We start from the raw sequence: 16,741 nt of genomic DNA, 5'->3' as shown, positions 1-16,741 counted from the left end.
CCCGCGCGTGCGCGCGCTGCCGGCGGCCGAAGAGGCCGCGCCGCGCCGCAAGAAGGCCGCGAGCGCGCCGAGCGTCGCCGTGAAGGAAGCGCGCGCCGCACGCGCCGCCGCAAAGAAGAAGGGCGGCGCGCCGGCGAAGCCGACCGCGAAGAAGACGCACGCGCGCAAGAAGTATTGAGCGTTCGGGGCGCCCGCCCCGCAGTATCGAGAGACGCCGCGTGGCCGGTCCCAACCCGGCCGCGCGGCGCTTTCCTTTTCCATGGACCGCGGTTGCGCGCGTTGCGCGGCCGCACGTTTGATCGAAGGTTGTTCCAGTCATGTCACGTCTGAAGGTTCTTTACGGTTTTCATGCGGTGACCGCACGTTTGCGGCACGACGCATCGACGGTTGCGGAGGTGCTGTACGACCAGACGCGCCGCGACCGCCGCATGCAGGAGTTCCTGCACGCCGCGAAGGAAGCGGGCGTGCGGCTGATCGCGGCCGACGAGACGCGCCTGTGGGGGCTCGCGCATACCGAGCGCCATCAGGGTGTCGTCGCGCGCGTCGAGGACATTCCGCTCGCGCAGAACCTGTCCGAGCTGCTCGACGGCATCAACGGTCCGGCGCTGCTGCTCGTGCTCGACGGCGTCACCGATCCGCACAACCTCGGCGCATGCCTGCGCGTGGCCGATGCGGCCGGCGCGCATGCGGTGATCGCGCCGCGCGATCGCGCGGTCGGCCTCAATGCGACCGCGGCGAAGGTCGCAAGCGGCGCGGCCGACACCGTGCCTTACATCACGGTGACGAACCTTGCCCGTGCGCTGCGCGAGCTGAAGGACGCCGGCGTGTGGATCATCGGCACCTCGGACGAGGCATCGGCGACGCTGCACGACACCAAGCTCGACGGCCCCGTCGCGATCGTGATGGGTGCCGAAGGCGAGGGGATGCGCCGGCTCACGCGCGATACCTGCGACGAGGTGATGAGCATCCCGATGGCAGGCAGCGTGGAAAGCCTGAACGTGTCGGTCGCGAGCGGCGTGTGCCTGTACGAAGCCGTGCGCCAGCGGCGCGCGAAGGGCTGACGCGACGGCGTGCCACGCGGCGGCCGTGCCCGGCCCGGAAGCGTTTTGATGCCGGGCCGCTCGCCATTTTCCCCGCCGCGGCGAGCGACTAGAATGACCCGCACGGCGTGCGTCGCGCTTCGTTGCCGCGCCCGCGGTTCTCTTCGGGTATCGGAGCCATGACCTTGTTTCGCGTCGGCGTGTCGTGCGCCGCCCTGTGCCTGCTGGCCGCCTGCACGTCGCCGTCGCTGGTCGAGCGCGGCGCCTACTATGCCGATACGAGCCTGCACGCGCAGGGCGCCGATTCGCGGATCCGCTTTCTCGTGATGCACTACACCGAAAGCGACGAGGCGAAATCGCTGCGGACGCTGACGGGGGACGCGGTCAGCGTGCACTATGTCGTGCCGCCGCAGCCGCGCATCGAACGCGGGCAGCCGGTCGTCTACCAGCTCGTTCCGGAAGCGCAGCGCGCGTGGCACGCCGGCGTCAGCGAATGGCAGGGCACGACCGAACTGAATGCGGTGTCGATCGGCATCGAGAACGTCAATCGCGGCCCGCTCGATCCGCAGAACCGCACCTGGCAGCCGTATCCGCCGGAACAGGTCGATGCGCTGATCCGCCTGTCGAAGGACATTGTCGCGCGCTACCGCATCCCGCCGACGCGCGTGGTCGGGCACAGCGACATCGCACCGCAACGCAAGATCGATCCGGGCCCGCTGTTCCCGTGGCATGCGCTGGCGCAGGCCGGCGTCGGCGCGTGGCCGGACGACGCGACGGTCGCCGCGCGGCTCGGCGGCCGCGATCCGCATGCGAGCGTCGACGTGCGCGAGTTGCAGCTGAAGCTCGCGCGCTACGGCTACGACGTGCCGACCGACGGCGTGCTCGACACGCGCACGCGGCGCGTGTTCGCCGCGTTCCAGATGCATTTCCGGCCGTCCGACTACGCGGGCAATCCGGATGCCGAAACCGATGCGATCGCGCAGGCGCTGCTCGACAAGTATTTCCCGGATGCGCAACCGATCGACGGCCCATCCGAAGGCGCGCCCTGAACGCGCGGCCGCCGAAAAAGCACGGGCCGTCATCCGAGTCCGGTAAACTGGCGGCTTTCCGCAATCCCGCAGCATTACGATTCCATGACTCAAGACGAACTCAAACGCCTGGTCGGCCAGGCGGCCGCCGATTATGTGATCCAGAACGTGCCGGAAGGCGCGATCGTCGGCGTCGGCACCGGCTCGACCGCCAACTGCTTCATCGACGCGCTCGCGGCCGTCAAGTCGCGCTATCGCGGCGCCGTGTCGAGTTCCGTCGCGACGACTGAGCGCCTGAAGTCGCACGGCATCAAGGTGTTCGACCTGAACGAGATCGAATCGCTGCAGGTGTACGTCGACGGCGCCGACGAGATCGATGCGAGCGGTGCGATGATCAAGGGCGGCGGCGGCGCGCTGACGCGCGAGAAGATCGTCGCGTCGGTGGCCGACACGTTCGTGTGCATCGCCGACGCCAGCAAGCGCGTGCCGGTGCTCGGCGCGTTCCCGCTGCCGATCGAGGTCGTGCCGATGGCGCGCACGGCGATCGGGCGGCGCGTGACCGCGCTCGGCGGCGTGCCGGTGCTGCGCGTGACGAAGGACGGCGCACCGTACATCACCGACAACGGCAACGAGATCCTCGACGTGAAGGGGCTGCAGATCACCGATCCGCGCGGCCTGGAAGCGCAGGTGAATGGATGGCCCGGCGTCGTGACGGTCGGCCTGTTTGCCGAGCGCGGCGCGAATCTGTGCCTGCTCGGTACGGAAAGCGGCGTCGAGACGATCGTTTATTCGGCTGGTTGAAAGAAAGTAAAGCAGTCCGTAGCGGTGTATGGCACGCCGTAATGGATTGCATGTATAAATCTTGTGGAAATCGAGGCCCGGCAAGCGCAGCGCGCTTTCCGGGCTTTTTTTGAAGCCTTATAAATTAGCCCGTCTCAAAGAGGGATAACCCTGTCAGGTGTTTACCAGATAGCGCAACGGCTTCGAAATCATCAATTTATAGATCATAAGAACAGTCGTAACCAGGGCCGGCGGAACTGCGAGCAGGTTTTCGCAAATCGACGCACGGGGAGGTGTCATGGAGCAGGGCAAAGACCGGTCACTGGTCGCCAAAGTGATGGATGGGCTTGTCACGGGTATCGTCGAGGACAAGTACGGAGGCATCTTGCCGCCGCAGGACGTGTTGTCGAAAGAGTTCGACGTGAGCCGCACGGTGATGCGCGAGGCATTGTCGATGTTGCTTGCGCGCGACATGCTCGACGTGCGGCCGAAAGTCGGCACGCGCGTGCGGCCGATGCGCGACTGGCGCATGATCGACGAAGACGTCGTCAGCTGGCGGTTCCGGGCCAAGCCCGATCCGCAGTTCATGCGCGACGTGATCGAATTCCGGATGCTGATCGAACCGCGCGCGACCGCGCAGGCGGCCGTGCGTGCGACGGCTGCCGACATCGCCGGCATCCGTGAGGCATTCGATGCATTCAAGGTGCTGCAGCCGGGCGATCCCGGCTACGACACCGCGGACGAGCTGCTGCACACGCGGATCGTCCAGGCGAGCGGCAACCAGTTCTTCCAGCAGATGGCGGCGATCGTGCGCGGTGCGGTGCGTCTCGTGAATCCGCGCGTCGTGCAGAAGGAAGGGGCGCACGATATCGCGGTCAGCGCGCATGCACGGGTCGTCGACGCGATCGAGCGCCGCGATCCGCGCGAAGCGGAAGCCGCGGCGCTTGCGCTGATCGATTTCAGCGCCGACGAGATCTCGCGCGATTTCTCCGTCGACGTGCCCGCGCGGGCCTGAGCAGCACGCGTCGTTCGTTCGGAGGCAAGCGAGCCCATTCGGCAGGCCGTTCGGCAAGCCGTTTATCATGACGGCCGGCCGGCAATGCGCCGGCCATCGCTCCATGACCGATACGGAAGATCCGGATGAACGACCTCGACACGCGCCCGGTGCGCTTCGGCATCATCGGCGCAGGCAGCATTGCGCGCCGCTTCGCGCAAAGCCTCGCCCACGTCCCGGGCGCGACGCTCGCCGGCGTCTGGGCGCGCCGCGTCGACGCAGCGGCGGCATTCTGCGCCGCCTGCGGCGGCACGCCGGCCGCCAGCCTCGACGCGCTGCTCGCGGCCGACCTCGACGCGATCTACATCGCGACGCTTCACGACAGCCACGCACAGTACACGCTGGCTGCGCTCGCCGCCGGCAAGGCCGTGCTGTGCGAAAAGCCCGCAACGCTGAACGCCGCGCAGCTCGATACCGTGCTGCGCGCCGCGCGCGATGCCGGGCGGCTGTTCATGGAAGCGATGAAGCCGCCGTTCTTTCCGCTGTACCGCCAGCTGCGCGCGCAGTTGCGCGACGATCCGATCGGCGAGATCCGGCTCGTGCGCGCAGGCTGCGCGTCGTCGTCGGTGCCCGACGATCATTCCGTCTACCGGCTCGATCGCGCGGGCGGCGCGCTGCTCGATATCGGCATCTACGAGGCGTTTCTCGCGGTCGACTGGCTCGGCGCGGCACTCGACGTGCAGACGCTCGGCCGGCTCGGCGCGACCGGCGTCGACGTGTTCGCGAGCCTGAACAGTCGTCATGCGAACGGCGGGATCGCGCAGCTCTTTTGCGGGCTCGACGTGATGGGGCGCGGCGATGCGCTGATCGCGGCGGCGGGCGGCCACGTGACGATCCACGAGAAATGGTGGAACCCGACGCGCGCGACGATCCGTTATGCGGACGGGCGCATGGTCGAGCTCGACGCGCCGTTCGACGGCGGCGGCCTCAACTACGAAACCGCGCATTTCTGCGAACTGCTGCGCGCCGGCGAGATCGAGAGCCCGATCGTCACGCACGACCATTCGCGGCAGATGATCGCGATCACCGATGCGGCACGCGCCGCGCTCGGCGTGCGCTATCCGGGCGAATGACGGGACAGGGAAGCGCCGGGCGCGCGCGTGCGGCCCGGCGGTGGCGGCAGTTCGCTCAGTGCCGCGCCGGCAGCGACAGGCGCTTTTCGTACCAGCGCTGCACCCATTCGAGAATCTGGCACAGCACCCAGTACACGGCTGCGGCGGCAAGATAGAGCGGCAGCGGCTGGTAGGTCGCTGCGATCATTTCCTGGGCACTGCGCAGCAGCTCGGTCACGGTGATCACGGAGACGAGCGAGGTGTCCTTGATCAGGCTGATCAGGCTGTTCGACAGGCTCGGCACCGCGATGCGCAGCGCCTGCGGGCCGATCACGTAGCGCAGCGTCTGCCCCCACGACAGCCCGAGGCTGTATGCGGCGAGCCACTGGCCGCGCGCGATGCCGTTGATCGCGCCGCGCATGCTTTCGGACATGTAAGCCGCGACGTTCGCGGACAGCGCGATCACGCCGGCCGGCGTCGGGTCGAGCGAGATGCCGAGGCTCGGCAAGCCGTAGTAGATCACGAAGATCTGCACGAGCAGCGGCGTGCCGCGCATCAGGCTCACGTACGCGCGTGCGAGCCATGCGAGCGCATTGACCCAGATGCGCTCGAAGCCTTCCAGCGCCTCGCTTTGCCGGATGCCCATCATCGCGAGCACGACGGCGCCGAGCAGGCCGAACACCATCGACAGCACGGCGAACTTGACGGTCAGCACGGCACCCTGGGCGAGCACCGGCAGCGATTGGACGAGCAGGGACGTTGTCGACATTGGAATAGGAATCGAATGCATGCGCGAAAGCGCAATCATAAACCGGACGAATAAAACAAAGGGCGGCATCGTTGCGGATGCCGCCCATTCCGGCCCGCCGTGAGGCGGGAAATAGAGGCGTGCTTACTTGATCGGCTTCGTCACGTCGATGCCGAACCACTTGTCCGAGATCTTCGTGAACGTGCCGTCGGCTTCGAGCTGCGCCATCGCGTCGTCGATCGCCTTCTGGAACTGCGGGTTGCCCTTCTTGAACGGGATGCCCGACGGATTCGCGGAGCCGACGTTCGCGCCCGGGCGCAGCGGCAGCTGCGAATTCTTCGTCAGGTAGGCGAGCATCAGGCGGTCGTTGAGCGCCGCGTCGAGCCGGCCGGCCGCGAGGTCGCGCAGATACTCGGGCGCGCCCGGATACGTCTTCACGTCGATGCCGGGAACCGACTTCGCCATGTCCATGTAGTTGGTGCCGAGCGCGACGCCGAGCTTCTTGCCCTTCAGATCCTCGAGCGACTTGAACTGGCGCGTGTCGTCCTTGCGCTGGATCAGCTGCGCGGTCGAATACGTGTACGCCGGCGAGAAGTCGAGCGTCTGCTTGCGCGCGTCGGTGATGCCGACCTGGTTGACGATCACGTCGAACTTGCCTGCCTGCAGGCCGGCGATGATGCCGCTCCATTCGGTCGTCACGAACTCCGGCTTCACGCCGAGCTTCGCGGCGATGGCCTTCGCGATGTCGACGTCGAAGCCGACGAGTTCGCCTTGCGGGTTCTTCGAGTTGAACGGCGGGAACGTGCCTTCGAGGCCGATGCGCAGCGTACCGCGTTGCTTCACCTGGTCGAGGAGGTCGGCCGCGTGCGCGGTGGCGGCGGCGAACGACGTACCGATCAGGCCGGCAACCAGCAGCTTCTTGAGCAGCGAAAATTTCATCGTGTGAGCTTCCTTGCCCCGTCGGGGCACATTGATTCTGATGTGGGACCGATCATAGCAAAAACACAATCGATCTCTAAATATCGTTTGTCTATGTCTATATTACGCGGCGCGGTCGCGGGCGATCGCCTTCACGCATTCGGCGACCAGCGCCGGGCCTTTATAGATGAAGCCGGTGTAGAGCTGGACCAGCGACGCGCCGGCCGCTAGCTTCGCGCGCGCGTCGTCGCCCGAGAAGATGCCGCCGACGCCGATGATCGGTACCGTGCTGCCGACTTCCGCGTGCAGCTTGCGGATCACTTCGTTCGACGCGTCGAACACCGGCCGGCCCGACAGACCGCCGCCTTCGTCCGCGTGCGGCAGGCCCTGCACGGCCGCGCGCGACAGCGTGGTGTTGGTCGCGATCACCGCCTCGATCTTGTGGCGCAGCAGCGTATCGCCGATTTCCTTGACCTGTTCGTCGTCGAGATCCGGCGCGATCTTCAACGCAAGCGGCACCAGCTTGCCGTGCAGGTCGGCGAGGCGCTGCTGCTTGTCCTTCAGCGCCGCGAGCAGCGCGTCGAGTTCGCCCGCGCCCTGCAGCTGGCGCAGGTTCTTCGTGTTCGGCGACGAGATGTTGATCGTCACGTAGCTCGCGAACGGATAGACGCGTTCGAGACAGTACAGATAGTCTTCCGCCGCGCGCTCGATCGGCGTGTCGGCGTTCTTGCCGATGTTCAGGCCGAGGACGCCGCGATAGCGGGCCGCCTGGACGTTCTTCACGAACTGGTCGACGCCCTGGTTGTTGAAGCCCATCCGGTTGATCAGCGCTTCGGCCTGCGGCAGCCGGAACATCCGCGGGCGCGGGTTGCCGGGCTGCGGGCGCGGCGTGACGGTGCCGACCTCGATGAAGCCGAAGCCGAGCGCCGAGAGGCCGTCGATCGCCGCGCCGTCCTTGTCGAGGCCGGCCGCGAGGCCGACCGGGTTGCGGAACGTGAGCCCCATCACGGTGCGCGGCGCGTCGGGCACGCGGGCCGACAGCGCGCAGGCGAGGCCCGTGCGGCCGGCCGCGCCGAGCGCGCGCAGCGTGAGGTGGTGAGCGTCTTCCGCATCCATCTTGAACAGGGATGCGCGGGCCAGCGGATAGAGGGAACTGAACACGGGAATTGGGCGGACAGCCGGAATGAATGACAACCCGCTATTTTACCGGGAGTTGCGCGGCAGGGGCGCGCTCCGGTTCGTCGACGCCGGTCGCGGCGGGTATCGCGACGCATCTTGTGTCCGGCAGGACGGGTGCGCGGCGTGCAGGCAACGACGCCGCGCCGGTCGGTCAGGACGAGCCGGAATGCCCGCCGGGCAGCGGCGCGCGGGCGAGCGCCGCGTCGACCGGCGGCAGGTCGACGCTCGCCGGATCGAGCGGCTTCCAGCGTCCGTCGATCAGCCCTTCGAGCGGATGGAAGTTCGCCTTGTAGGCCATCTTCGGGCTTTCGCGGATCCAGTAGCCGAGATACACGTACGGCAGGCCGAGGCTTTTCGCCTGTTCGATCTGCCACAGGATGTTGTAGGTGCCGTAGCTCGTGTGCGGATCGTCGGGTTCGAAGAACGTGTAGACCGACGACAGCCCGTCGCCGAGGATGTCGATCATGCTGACCATGCGCAGCTTGCCGGGCTCGCCGCCCGGCGCGTCGAGGTCGCGGAATTCGACGAGGCGCGAGTTGATTCGGCTCTGCAGCAGGAACTGCTCGTACTGGTCGCGGCTGTCGCGGTCCATGCCGCCGCCCGCGTGGCGCGCAGACTGGTAGCGCATGTACAGCGCGTAATGCTCCTCGTCGTAGTGCAGCGGCGAGACGGTCGCGATCAGCGCGCGGTGCCGCTTCCACATCCGGCGCTGCGTGCGCGACGGCGTGAACGACGCGATCGGCACGCGCACCGGCACACAGGCGCGGCAGCCGTCGCAATACGGACGATAGGTGAACACGCCCGAGCGCCGGAAGCCGGCCTTCACGAGCTCGGTATAGATGTCGGAGTTGATCAGATGGCTCGGCGTCGCGACTTGCGAGCGCGCGATGCGGCCGTCCAGATAGCTGCACGGATAGGGCGCCGTTGCATAGAATTGCAGCGCCGAAAGCGGTGAAAGCGGCAGCTCAGTCGGGTGAGTCATGGGCAGCTCTCGATGCAGGGAAGGAGTGCCGCGCTAGCGCTCGATCCCGGAGGGGGCCGCCGGTTCGGAGCGGGCGGCCGTCAGCGCGGCGAGCACGCGCTTGTCGAACTGCCACGGAATCGGCGGTTCGGCTACCGCGCGGCGCACGTGAGCGACAAAGGCCTTGCGTGCGATCTCGCGGCCGCCGAGCGACGCTAGATGCGACGTATTCTGCTGGCAGTCTATCATCTCCAGCCCCTGCTCGCGAAGGTGGGCGACGAGCGCGGCCAGCGCGATCTTCGACGCGTCGGTGACCTCCGCGTACATCGACTCGCCAAAGAACATCCGCCCGAACGATACGCCGTACAGGCCGCCGACGCGTCGTCCGTCGTGCCAGGTCTCGATGCTGTGCGCGTTGCCGCTGCGGTACAGCGAGGTATACGCGTCGATGATCTCGGCCGTGATCCACGTGCCGCGCTGCCCGCGGCGCGGCGCCTGCGCGCACGCGCGCATCACGCCGGCGAAGTCGTGATCGACGCGCACTTCCCACGCGGGTTCGCGCAGCACGCGCTTCAGCGTCTTTTTCAGCGACGGGGACACCTTGAATTCGGCCGGCACGAGGATCATGCGCGGGTCGGGACTCCACCACAGCACCGGCTGGCCGTCCGAATACCACGGGAAGATGCCGCGCAGGTACGCGTCGAAGAGGCGCGACGGCAGCAGGTCGGCGCTCGCGGCGAGCAGGCCCGGCGCGCCGGTCGCGGGGCCGAGCGCGCGTTCGACGGGCGGAAACGGATCGTCCGGGCCGAGCCAGGGGACCATGGGCGGCGCTCAGCCGTTGCGCAGCGAGCGGAAGATATCGCCGGTATGCACGCCGTAGTCGCCGGCGGCGCGATCGGCGAAGAAGAAACGCAGGGTCTGGCTGACGGTCGGGAACGCGATCTCGTCCCACGGAATGTCGGCCTCGTCGAACAGCTTCACCTCGAGGCTTTCCTCGCCGGCTTCGAAGGCTGGATCGGTGAGCCGCGCGAGGTAGAACAGATGGACCTGGTGCACGTGCGGCACGTTGAGCAGCGTGAACAGGTTCTGCACCTCCACTTGTGCGCCGGCTTCCTCCAGCGTTTCGCGCGCGGCGGCCTCGGCCGTCGTTTCGCCCATTTCCATGAAGCCTGCGGGCAGCGTCCAGAATCCGTAGCGCGGTTCGATCGCGCGGCGGCACAGCAGCACCTGATCGCCCCAGACCGGGACCGTGCCGACGACGTTGCGCGGGTTCTGGTAATGGATCGTGCCGCAGTGATCGCAGACGAAGCGCTCGCGGTTGTCGCCCTGGGGAATGCGCGCGATAACTTCGTGACCGCAGACGGAGCAGAATTTCATGTCGAGTGGAAGGGACGAGGTGATGCGAGTGTATCACCGGGCAGCGGCATTCTCGAACGGGCGCATGCGCAGCGAGGCCGCGCGCGGATTGCATCCCGGAAAAACAAAAAGCCCGGCGCTGGGCCGGGCTTTCTGCGTGTATCGGGACGTTGGTTGCGGGGACAGGATTTGAACCTGTGACCTTCGGGTTATGAGCCCGACGAGCTGCCAGACTGCTCCACCCCGCGTCCGTCGAAGAAATGAATTATAAGTAACAACCCGAATGCGCGCAAGCACTTTCTGACAATTGCGTTGCGACCCGCGTGGGGGCCGGTACGGCGAACGCGTGCGCTAGAATCGAGCGGTTTGTGTTTTCACTCCGGCAACGGGGCGGTGCGCGATCGCGTCGGCGCCGTTGCGACTCTCAATACTGTATCGACGGATTCATGGACATCGCTCACGATCTGCAATCGATCGGCGCGCAGGAACAGGCGCTCGTGTTTCCCCATTTCGACCCGGCGCGCGCGTGGGCGCTCGGCAACCGGATGCATGCGCTCGCGACCTCGCGCGGCCATGCGATCGCGATCGACATCGTCACGTTCGGCCAGCCGCTGTTCTTCGCGGCGCTTGCCGGCGCGACACCCGACAACGTCGACTGGATACGCCGCAAGCGCAACGTCGTCGCGCACTTCCGCCGCAGCTCGTATGCGATCGGCCTGCGCATGCAGCAGGCCGGCGCCACGCTCGCCGAGAAGCACGGACTGCCGATCGCCGAATACGCGCCGCACGGCGGCGCGTTTCCGCTGACCGTCGCGGGTGCCGGCGTGATCGGGGCGGTCACCGCGTCGGGGCTGCCGCAGCGCGCGGACCACGAATTCGTCGTCGAGGCGCTGTGCGCGGAGCTCGGCCAGGACTATGCGGTGCTGGCCCTCGCGAGGAGCTGAGCGATGCAGATCCCCGGATACGCGTGGCTCGCGATCGCGATCGTCGCGGAGGTGATCGGCACGTCCGCGCTGCGCGCGGCGGACGGCTTCACGCGCCTGTGGCCGTCGGTGCTGGTCGTGGCCGGCTACGGCACCGCGTTCTACTGCCTGTCGCTGACGCTGCGGACGATGCCGGTCGGCATCATCTATGCGGTGTGGTCGGGCGCCGGCATCGTGCTGATCACGCTCGTCGCGATGCTGCTGTACCGTCAGGTGCCGGACCTGCCGGCGGTGATCGGCCTGGGGCTGATCATCGCGGGCGTCGTGGTGCTGAACCTGTTCTCGAAGATGCAGGCGCACTGAGCGTGCCCCTGCGACCTGCCGGATGGCCCCCATGACCGATTCCACTTCTACCGAAACCACCCAGCCCGACGTGCGCGCGTATATCGCGAACCGCATCGGCTTTCTCGAACTGAACCGGCCGAAGGCGCTGAACGCGCTGTCGGTGGGGATGATCCGCCTGATGCAGCAGGCGCTCGATGCGTGGCGCGACGATCCGGACGTCGTCGCGGTCGTCGTGCACAGCCCGCATCCGCGCGCGTTCTGCGCGGGCGGCGACGTGCGCTTCTTCCACGACGCGTGGCAGCGCGGCGATCGCGATGCGGTCGACACGTTCTTCATCGAGGAATACACGCTCAACCACACGATCTTCACGTACCCGAAGCCGTACATCGCGCTGATGCACGGCGTCGTGATGGGCGGCGGCATGGGCATTTCGCAGGCGGCCCGGCATACGGGCGGCCTGCGCGTCGTGACCGACTCGACGAAGATGGCGATGCCCGAAACGCGCATCGGGCTGTTCCCCGACGTCGGGATGAGCTGGTTCCTCGCGCGCACGCCCGGCGCGATCGGCCGCTATCTCGCCGTGACGGGGGCGACGCTCGACGCGGCCGGCGCGTTGTACGCGCAGCTCGCCGATGTGTACCTGCCCGATGCCGCGTTGCCGGCGCTGATCGATACGCTGAAGACCGCGCGCTTCGACAGCGGCGCGCAGGCCGTCGCCTGCGTGGCCGATGCCGCGGCCGCGCACAAGGTCGTGCCGACGCCCGACACGTCGGCGCTGGCCGATGCTCGCAGCGGCATCGACCGGCATTTCGCGCAGCCCGACATCGGTGCGATCCTCGCGTCGCTCGACGCCGAGCCGGATTGCGCGGCCGTCGACGGCTGGGTCGAGAAGGCGACCCATGCGATGCGCAGCCAGTTGTCGCCGCTGTCGATGGCCGTGTCGCTCGAAGTCGTCGAGCGCGCACGCGGCGCGACGATGGCCGAGTGCCTGCGGCGCGATCTCGACCTCACGCGCTCGACCTTCGCGCGCGGCGACGTGATCGAGGGCGTGCGCGCGCTGATCGTCGACAAGGATCACCAGCCGGCGTGGCGCTTCAAGACGAGCGCGGAGGTCGAGCGCGCCGACGTGCTCGCGATGTTCGATAGCCCGTGGACACCCGCTACGCATCCGCTGCGGAACCTGCAGGACTGAGCGCCGCGTACGAAACGACAAGGCCGCCTGTACAAGCAGGCGGCCTTGTCGTTGAGGGGTCCCGGTTGGGCGCGGACGGCCCGTGCCGATACGCGGGCGCGTCAGTCGTCGCCCGCGTCGTCCGACATGAAGGCGCGCATGAACACGAGCGCGCCGAAGCCCCAGACCGCATTGGCCGCGAAGCCGGCCGCCAGCACCGGCATCATGTTGCCCGACGGCCAGATCCCGCGCAGCGGATCGATCGCGAAGACGCGGGCGGCGGTCAGCACGATCCCGCCGAACACCAGCGCGCCGATCCACGGCGCTTCGCGCTCGGGCGACACGCGCAGCAGCCATGCCATCGGAATCGCGCAGCATGCGCTGATCAGCGCGTTCGCGACAAATTCAGGAATGCCGAGCGGCGCGAAAGGCTCGGTGGAGAAACCGGCCGCGGCGATCAGGTCGGCGGTATGGAGAAGCGCGAGCGTCGCTTCGCGGAAGAACAGCGCGGCGAGGAAGCCGGACAGGAACGGCAGGATGACTTTCTGCATCGATGAGTGCACCGCAGGCGCGCGCGGCAAGGCCGTGTGCGCGGAGTTATTAGGATGGGTGCGCCATTATAAGGGGCTGGCCGACGCGATATTCGCTCCAGCGTCGCGCTAATCACGAAAGCGGAAAACCTAAGCTCAAAAAAATCGTTCCAAAGCCCTGCACCGATCCCTAGACTGATTTCCCAGAAACAGCCGTGCAATCGCGCATTCGCCCGCCGCACGGCCTGACCGGCGAACCATCCCGATTCGAACGCACACCATGCATGCGGCGCCGATGCGCGCCGCGAGCAGGGCGACGTTTTATCTCAATTCTGGCAAGGCAGTCACGCAGGAGCAGCAGATGAATGTGTTCTGGTTTATCCCCACGCATGGCGACAGCCGCTACCTCGGCACGGCCGAAGGCGCGCGCGCCGCGGATTACGATTATTTCAAGCAGGTCGCCGTCGCGGCCGACACGCTCGGCTACGAGGGTGTGCTGCTGCCGACCGGCCGTTCCTGCGAGGATGCGTGGGTCGTCGCGTCGAGCCTCATTCCGGCGACGCAGCGCCTGAAGTTCCTGGTCGCGATCCGGCCGGGCATCGCGTCGCCCGGGTTGTCGGCGCGGATGGCCGCCACGTTCGACCGCCTGTCGGGCGGCCGCCTGCTGATCAACGTCGTGACGGGCGGCGACGCGGCCGAACTCGAAGGCGACGGCCTGTTCGCCGATCACGATACGCGTTACGAAATTACCGACGACTTCCTGAAGATCTGGCGCGGGCTGCTGTCCGCGTCGCACGACAACGGCGGCTTCGACTACAGCGGCAAGCATCTGCAGTCGAAGGGCGGCAAGGCACTCTATCCGCCGGTGCAGCGTCCGCATCCGCCGCTGTGGTTCGGCGGCTCGTCGCCGGCCGCGCACGCGATCGCGGCCGATCACATCGACACCTACCTGACCTGGGGCGAACCGCCTGCCGCCGTCGCGAAGAAGATCGCGGACATTCGCGCCCGCGCCGAGGCGCGCGGTCGCAAGATCAAGTTCGGCATCCGCCTGCACGTAATCGTGCGCGAGACCGAGGACGAAGCGTGGCGCGACGCCGAGCGCCTGATCAGCCGTCTCGACGACGACACGATCGCGCGCGCGCAGCAGGCGTTCGCGAACATGGATTCGGAGGGCCAGCGCCGGATGGCCGCGCTGCATGGCGGCAAGCGCGGCGGTCGCGACACGCTCGAGGTCTATCCGAACCTGTGGGCGGGCGTCGGCCTCGTGCGCGGCGGCGCAGGCACCGCGCTGGTCGGCAATCCGGAGCAGGTCGCCGAGCGCATGCGCGAATACGCGGAGCTCGGCATCGAGACCTTCATCCTGTCCGGCTATCCGCACCTCGAGGAGTCGTACCGGTTCGCCGAACTCGTGTTCCCGCTGATCAAGGGCAAGGGCTCGGCGAAGGCGACCGGCCCGCTGTCGGGGCCGTTCGGCGAGATCGTCGGCAATAGCTATCTGCCGAAGGCGAGCCAGAGCTGAGCGACGGGAGGCCTGCGATGACAACGAAAACGTCGACGACGGGCGGCGGCGTGGCCGCCCGCGCATGGCGCAGCATCGCGCCGTGGCTCGTGCCGCTCGCGCTGCTGGTCGTCTGGGAGGTCGGCGCGCGCGTCGGCTGGCTGTCGACCCGCGTGCTGCCCGAACCCGTTGCGGTCGTGCGCGCCGCCTGGTCGCTCGTGACGTCCGGCGAGATGTGGGCGAACGTGAAGGTCAGCACGTGGCGCGCGCTGTTCGGCTTCGTGATCGGCGGCGGCGTCGGCCTCGCGCTGGGGCTCGCGACCGGGCTGTCGAAGGCGGCCGAGATCGCGCTCGACTCGACGATCCAGATGATCCGCAACATCCCCGCGCTCGCGATGATCCCGCTCGTGATCCTGTGGTTCGGCATCGACGAGAAGGCGAAGCTGTTCCTGGTCGCGCTCGGCGTGTTCTTTCCCGTCTATATCAATACGTATCACGGGATCCGCTCGGTCGACGCGAACCTGATCGAGATGGCGAAGAGCTACGGCGTGCGCGGTTTCGCGCTGTATCGCGACGTGATCCTGCCCGGTGCGCTGCCGTCGATCCTGGTCGGCGTGCGTTTCGCGCTCGGGCTGATGTGGGTGATGCTGATCGTCGCGGAAACGATCTCCGCGCAGTCGGGCATCGGCTACATGACGATGAACGCGCGCGAATTCCTGCAAACCGACGTGGTGGTGGTCGGCATCCTGCTGTACGCGGTGCTCGGCAAGCTGGCCGACGTGCTGGCGAAATGGATCGAGCGCGTGACGCTGCGCTGGCACCCCGCTTATCAATCAGGAGCAAAGGCATGAATGCGACGACTTCGGCGGCCGCCTACGGCCCGCTCGCCGGCGCAGACCTCGAGGTCGAACTGGCGCAGGCGCGCGTCGCGGACCATGACGCGCAGGACGCGGCGACCTTCGATCGCGACAGCGGCGCATCGGTCGTGCCGCTCGCGCGGCGGCGCGCGGGCAGCCCGGCGCCCGACGACGCGGTGACGCTGTCGGGCGTCAGCAAGCGCTTCGGCGCGCGCACCGTGCTCGACAACGTCGATCTCGGCATCGCGCGCGGCAGTTTCGTCGCGATCGTCGGCCGCAGCGGCTGCGGCAAGTCGACGCTGTTGCGGCTCGTCGCCGGGCTCGAGCAGCCGAGCGACGGTACGCTCGCGACGCGCGGCGAAGGCGGCGGCGCGCTCGATACGCGAATCATGTACCAGGATGCGCGGCTGCTGCCGTGGAAGACCGTGCTGCAGAACGTGATGCTCGGCCTCGGGCGCGGCGCGCGCGACGATGCGCGCGCGGTGCTCGACGAGGTCGGCCTGCTGGAGCGCGCGAACGACTGGCCCGCGCAGTTGTCGGGCGGCCAGCGGCAGCGCGTCGCGCTGGCCCGCGCGCTCGTGCACCGGCCGCAATTGCTGCTGCTCGACGAGCCGCTCGGCGCGCTCGACGCGCTGACCCGCATCGAGATGCACGCGCTGATCGAACGACTGTGGCGCGAGCACCGGTTTACTGCGCTGCTCGTCACGCACGACGTGCAGGAAGCGGTCGCGCTGGGCGACCGGATCCTGCTGATCGAGCAGGGCCGCGTCGCGCTCGACCAGCCCGTGCCGCTCGACCGGCCGCGCGCACGCGCGTCGGCGGCGTTCGCGGCGCTCGAAGACCGCGTGCTGCAGCGTGTGCTCGCGGGCGGACCTGGTGCGGCCGAGCCGCCGGCGCGCGAGGAGGGCAAGGTACGACCGGTCGGGCAGATCCGCTGGGCCGTTTAAATCCGGGCGGCGCCGGCCGCCCGTTCTGAGACTTTTTTCTTCGGAGCGATCAACCCGATGAGCATCACTGCAATCAACGTGCGTAACCAGTTCAAGGGCAAGGTAAAGGAGATCATCCGCGGGCCTGTGGTGTCCGAGGTCGACGTCGAGACGCCGTTCGGCATCGTCACGTCGGTGATCACGACCCGTTCGGTCGACGAACTCGAACTGAAGGTGGGCGCGGAAGTCGTCGCGCTCGTGAAATCGACGGAAGTATCGATCGCGCGCCTCTGAGCGCCGGTTGGCCGCGCCGGGACGGCGTCGTCGGGCGGGACTGCCCGATGGCGGCGCCCGGCGTTTTCGTCGTGCGTGCGT

At 67.8% G+C, this 16,741-nt stretch carries 19 protein-coding genes and 1 tRNA gene; 12 read left to right on the top strand and 8 right to left on the bottom strand.

Annotation, left to right across the window (positions count from 1 at the left end; all coding sequences use genetic code 11):
- Positions 1-317 precede the first annotated feature (317 nt).
- The 5 genes from rlmB to BST28156_RS30810 all read left to right on the top strand — a co-directional run bounded on the left by rlmB (position 318) and on the right by BST28156_RS30810 (position 4,975).
- Complete coding sequence (gene rlmB, locus BST28156_RS30830; RefSeq protein ID WP_060243722.1) at positions 318-1,061, top strand: 23S rRNA (guanosine(2251)-2'-O)-methyltransferase RlmB; 744 nt, start codon at positions 318-320, stop codon at positions 1,059-1,061.
- Positions 1,062-1,219: 158 nt separating this feature from the next.
- Positions 1,220-2,089: an N-acetylmuramoyl-L-alanine amidase gene (locus BST28156_RS30825; RefSeq protein ID WP_174904197.1), complete on the top strand. Its 870-nt coding sequence runs from the start codon at positions 1,220-1,222 to the stop codon at positions 2,087-2,089.
- Positions 2,090-2,173: 84 nt separating this feature from the next.
- On the top strand, positions 2,174-2,869 hold the full coding sequence (gene rpiA, locus BST28156_RS30820; protein ID WP_060243726.1) for a ribose-5-phosphate isomerase RpiA: 696 nt from the start codon (positions 2,174-2,176) through the stop codon (positions 2,867-2,869).
- Between the two features lie 277 nt (positions 2,870-3,146).
- A complete protein-coding gene (locus BST28156_RS30815) occupies positions 3,147-3,863 on the top strand; it encodes a FadR/GntR family transcriptional regulator (protein ID WP_174904196.1) in 717 nt (238 codons plus the stop codon).
- A gap of 125 nt (positions 3,864-3,988) precedes the next feature.
- Positions 3,989-4,975, top strand: a complete 987-nt coding sequence (locus BST28156_RS30810) for a Gfo/Idh/MocA family protein (protein WP_174904195.1) — start codon at positions 3,989-3,991, stop codon at positions 4,973-4,975.
- Between the two features lie 55 nt (positions 4,976-5,030).
- Here BST28156_RS30810 and BST28156_RS30805 read toward each other — a convergent pair whose 3' ends face one another.
- The 7 genes from BST28156_RS30805 to BST28156_RS30775 form a co-directional block, all read right to left on the bottom strand.
- Positions 5,031-5,723, bottom strand: a complete 693-nt coding sequence (locus BST28156_RS30805; RefSeq protein ID WP_009695834.1) for an amino acid ABC transporter permease — start codon at positions 5,721-5,723, stop codon at positions 5,031-5,033.
- A 123-nt stretch (positions 5,724-5,846) separates the two neighbouring features.
- Complete coding sequence (locus BST28156_RS30800) at positions 5,847-6,641, bottom strand: cystine ABC transporter substrate-binding protein (protein WP_059479311.1); 795 nt, start codon at positions 6,639-6,641, stop codon at positions 5,847-5,849.
- Between the two features lie 102 nt (positions 6,642-6,743).
- Positions 6,744-7,781, bottom strand: coding sequence for a quinone-dependent dihydroorotate dehydrogenase (locus tag BST28156_RS30795; protein WP_174904194.1), 1,038 nt, complete (start codon positions 7,779-7,781; stop codon positions 6,744-6,746).
- Between the two features lie 169 nt (positions 7,782-7,950).
- Positions 7,951-8,781, bottom strand: coding sequence for an arginyltransferase (locus BST28156_RS30790; RefSeq protein ID WP_060243735.1), 831 nt, complete (start codon positions 8,779-8,781; stop codon positions 7,951-7,953).
- 33 nt (positions 8,782-8,814) lie between these two features.
- A complete protein-coding gene (gene aat, locus BST28156_RS30785) occupies positions 8,815-9,582 on the bottom strand; it encodes a leucyl/phenylalanyl-tRNA--protein transferase (RefSeq protein ID WP_060243745.1) in 768 nt (255 codons plus the stop codon).
- 9 nt (positions 9,583-9,591) lie between these two features.
- The gene (locus BST28156_RS30780; RefSeq protein WP_060243747.1) at positions 9,592-10,137 is read right to left on the bottom strand and encodes an NUDIX hydrolase; all 546 of its coding nucleotides are present in this window, start codon (positions 10,135-10,137) and stop codon (positions 9,592-9,594) included.
- 150 nt (positions 10,138-10,287) lie between these two features.
- Positions 10,288-10,364 (bottom strand) — tRNA-Met (locus BST28156_RS30775).
- Positions 10,365-10,562: 198 nt separating this feature from the next.
- Between BST28156_RS30775 and BST28156_RS30770 the strand changes: the two genes are divergently transcribed.
- From BST28156_RS30770 to BST28156_RS30760, 3 genes are read left to right on the top strand one after another with little or no spacing between them, the layout of a single operon-like run.
- Positions 10,563-11,060 carry a heme-degrading domain-containing protein gene (locus BST28156_RS30770; RefSeq protein WP_174904193.1) on the top strand — a complete coding sequence of 166 codons (498 nt, stop codon included), beginning with the start codon at positions 10,563-10,565 and terminating at the stop codon, positions 11,058-11,060.
- 3 nt (positions 11,061-11,063) lie between these two features.
- The gene (locus BST28156_RS30765; RefSeq protein WP_060243751.1) at positions 11,064-11,402 is read left to right on the top strand and encodes a DMT family transporter; all 339 of its coding nucleotides are present in this window, start codon (positions 11,064-11,066) and stop codon (positions 11,400-11,402) included.
- A 31-nt stretch (positions 11,403-11,433) separates the two neighbouring features.
- On the top strand, positions 11,434-12,576 hold the full coding sequence (locus BST28156_RS30760) for an enoyl-CoA hydratase/isomerase family protein (protein ID WP_174904192.1): 1,143 nt from the start codon (positions 11,434-11,436) through the stop codon (positions 12,574-12,576).
- Positions 12,577-12,677: 101 nt separating this feature from the next.
- Here BST28156_RS30760 and BST28156_RS30755 read toward each other — a convergent pair whose 3' ends face one another.
- Positions 12,678-13,106, bottom strand: coding sequence for a hypothetical protein (locus tag BST28156_RS30755; protein WP_009689763.1), 429 nt, complete (start codon positions 13,104-13,106; stop codon positions 12,678-12,680).
- A gap of 340 nt (positions 13,107-13,446) precedes the next feature.
- Between BST28156_RS30755 and ssuD the strand changes: the two genes are divergently transcribed.
- From ssuD to BST28156_RS30735, 4 genes are read left to right on the top strand one after another with little or no spacing between them, the layout of a single operon-like run.
- Positions 13,447-14,604 (top strand): FMNH2-dependent alkanesulfonate monooxygenase, encoded by a 1,158-nt coding sequence (gene ssuD / locus BST28156_RS30750; RefSeq protein WP_060244045.1) that lies wholly within the window; start codon positions 13,447-13,449, stop codon positions 14,602-14,604.
- 17 nt (positions 14,605-14,621) lie between these two features.
- Complete coding sequence (gene ssuC, locus BST28156_RS30745) at positions 14,622-15,434, top strand: aliphatic sulfonate ABC transporter permease SsuC (protein ID WP_174904191.1); 813 nt, start codon at positions 14,622-14,624, stop codon at positions 15,432-15,434.
- The gene (locus BST28156_RS30740) at positions 15,431-16,387 is read left to right on the top strand and encodes an ATP-binding cassette domain-containing protein (RefSeq protein WP_174904190.1); all 957 of its coding nucleotides are present in this window, start codon (positions 15,431-15,433) and stop codon (positions 16,385-16,387) included. The genes ssuC and BST28156_RS30740 overlap by 4 nt, the downstream gene beginning before the upstream one ends.
- Positions 16,388-16,444: 57 nt before the next feature.
- Complete coding sequence (locus BST28156_RS30735) at positions 16,445-16,660, top strand: TOBE domain-containing protein (protein WP_006400187.1); 216 nt, start codon at positions 16,445-16,447, stop codon at positions 16,658-16,660.
- Positions 16,661-16,741: the final 81 nt, after the last annotated feature.

It is taken from the genome of Burkholderia pseudomultivorans (assembly GCF_902499075.1).
In the GTDB taxonomy this organism is placed as follows: domain Bacteria; phylum Pseudomonadota; class Gammaproteobacteria; order Burkholderiales; family Burkholderiaceae; genus Burkholderia; species Burkholderia pseudomultivorans.
Note: the sequence above shows the minus strand (reverse complement) of the source record. Positions and strands in the feature narration are given on the sequence as shown.

Coding starts and splice junctions, on each gene's coding strand:
- rlmB (WP_060243722.1), top strand. CDS start 318: ATGTCACGTCTGAAGGTTCTTTACGGTTTTCATGCGGTGACCGCACGT.
- BST28156_RS30825 (WP_174904197.1), top strand. CDS start 1,220: ATGACCTTGTTTCGCGTCGGCGTGTCGTGCGCCGCCCTGTGCCTGCTG.
- rpiA (WP_060243726.1), top strand. CDS start 2,174: ATGACTCAAGACGAACTCAAACGCCTGGTCGGCCAGGCGGCCGCCGAT.
- BST28156_RS30815 (WP_174904196.1), top strand. CDS start 3,147: ATGGAGCAGGGCAAAGACCGGTCACTGGTCGCCAAAGTGATGGATGGG.
- BST28156_RS30810 (WP_174904195.1), top strand. CDS start 3,989: ATGAACGACCTCGACACGCGCCCGGTGCGCTTCGGCATCATCGGCGCA.
- BST28156_RS30805 (WP_009695834.1), bottom strand. CDS start 5,723: ATGTCGACAACGTCCCTGCTCGTCCAATCGCTGCCGGTGCTCGCCCAG.
- BST28156_RS30800 (WP_059479311.1), bottom strand. CDS start 6,641: ATGAAATTTTCGCTGCTCAAGAAGCTGCTGGTTGCCGGCCTGATCGGT.
- BST28156_RS30790 (WP_060243735.1), bottom strand. CDS start 8,781: ATGACTCACCCGACTGAGCTGCCGCTTTCACCGCTTTCGGCGCTGCAA.
- aat (WP_060243745.1), bottom strand. CDS start 9,582: ATGGTCCCCTGGCTCGGCCCGGACGATCCGTTTCCGCCCGTCGAACGC.
- BST28156_RS30780 (WP_060243747.1), bottom strand. CDS start 10,137: ATGAAATTCTGCTCCGTCTGCGGTCACGAAGTTATCGCGCGCATTCCC.
- BST28156_RS30770 (WP_174904193.1), top strand. CDS start 10,563: ATGGACATCGCTCACGATCTGCAATCGATCGGCGCGCAGGAACAGGCG.
- BST28156_RS30765 (WP_060243751.1), top strand. CDS start 11,064: ATGCAGATCCCCGGATACGCGTGGCTCGCGATCGCGATCGTCGCGGAG.
- BST28156_RS30760 (WP_174904192.1), top strand. CDS start 11,434: ATGACCGATTCCACTTCTACCGAAACCACCCAGCCCGACGTGCGCGCG.
- BST28156_RS30755 (WP_009689763.1), bottom strand. CDS start 13,106: ATGCAGAAAGTCATCCTGCCGTTCCTGTCCGGCTTCCTCGCCGCGCTG.
- ssuD (WP_060244045.1), top strand. CDS start 13,447: ATGAATGTGTTCTGGTTTATCCCCACGCATGGCGACAGCCGCTACCTC.
- ssuC (WP_174904191.1), top strand. CDS start 14,622: ATGACAACGAAAACGTCGACGACGGGCGGCGGCGTGGCCGCCCGCGCA.
- BST28156_RS30740 (WP_174904190.1), top strand. CDS start 15,431: ATGAATGCGACGACTTCGGCGGCCGCCTACGGCCCGCTCGCCGGCGCA.
- BST28156_RS30735 (WP_006400187.1), top strand. CDS start 16,445: ATGAGCATCACTGCAATCAACGTGCGTAACCAGTTCAAGGGCAAGGTA.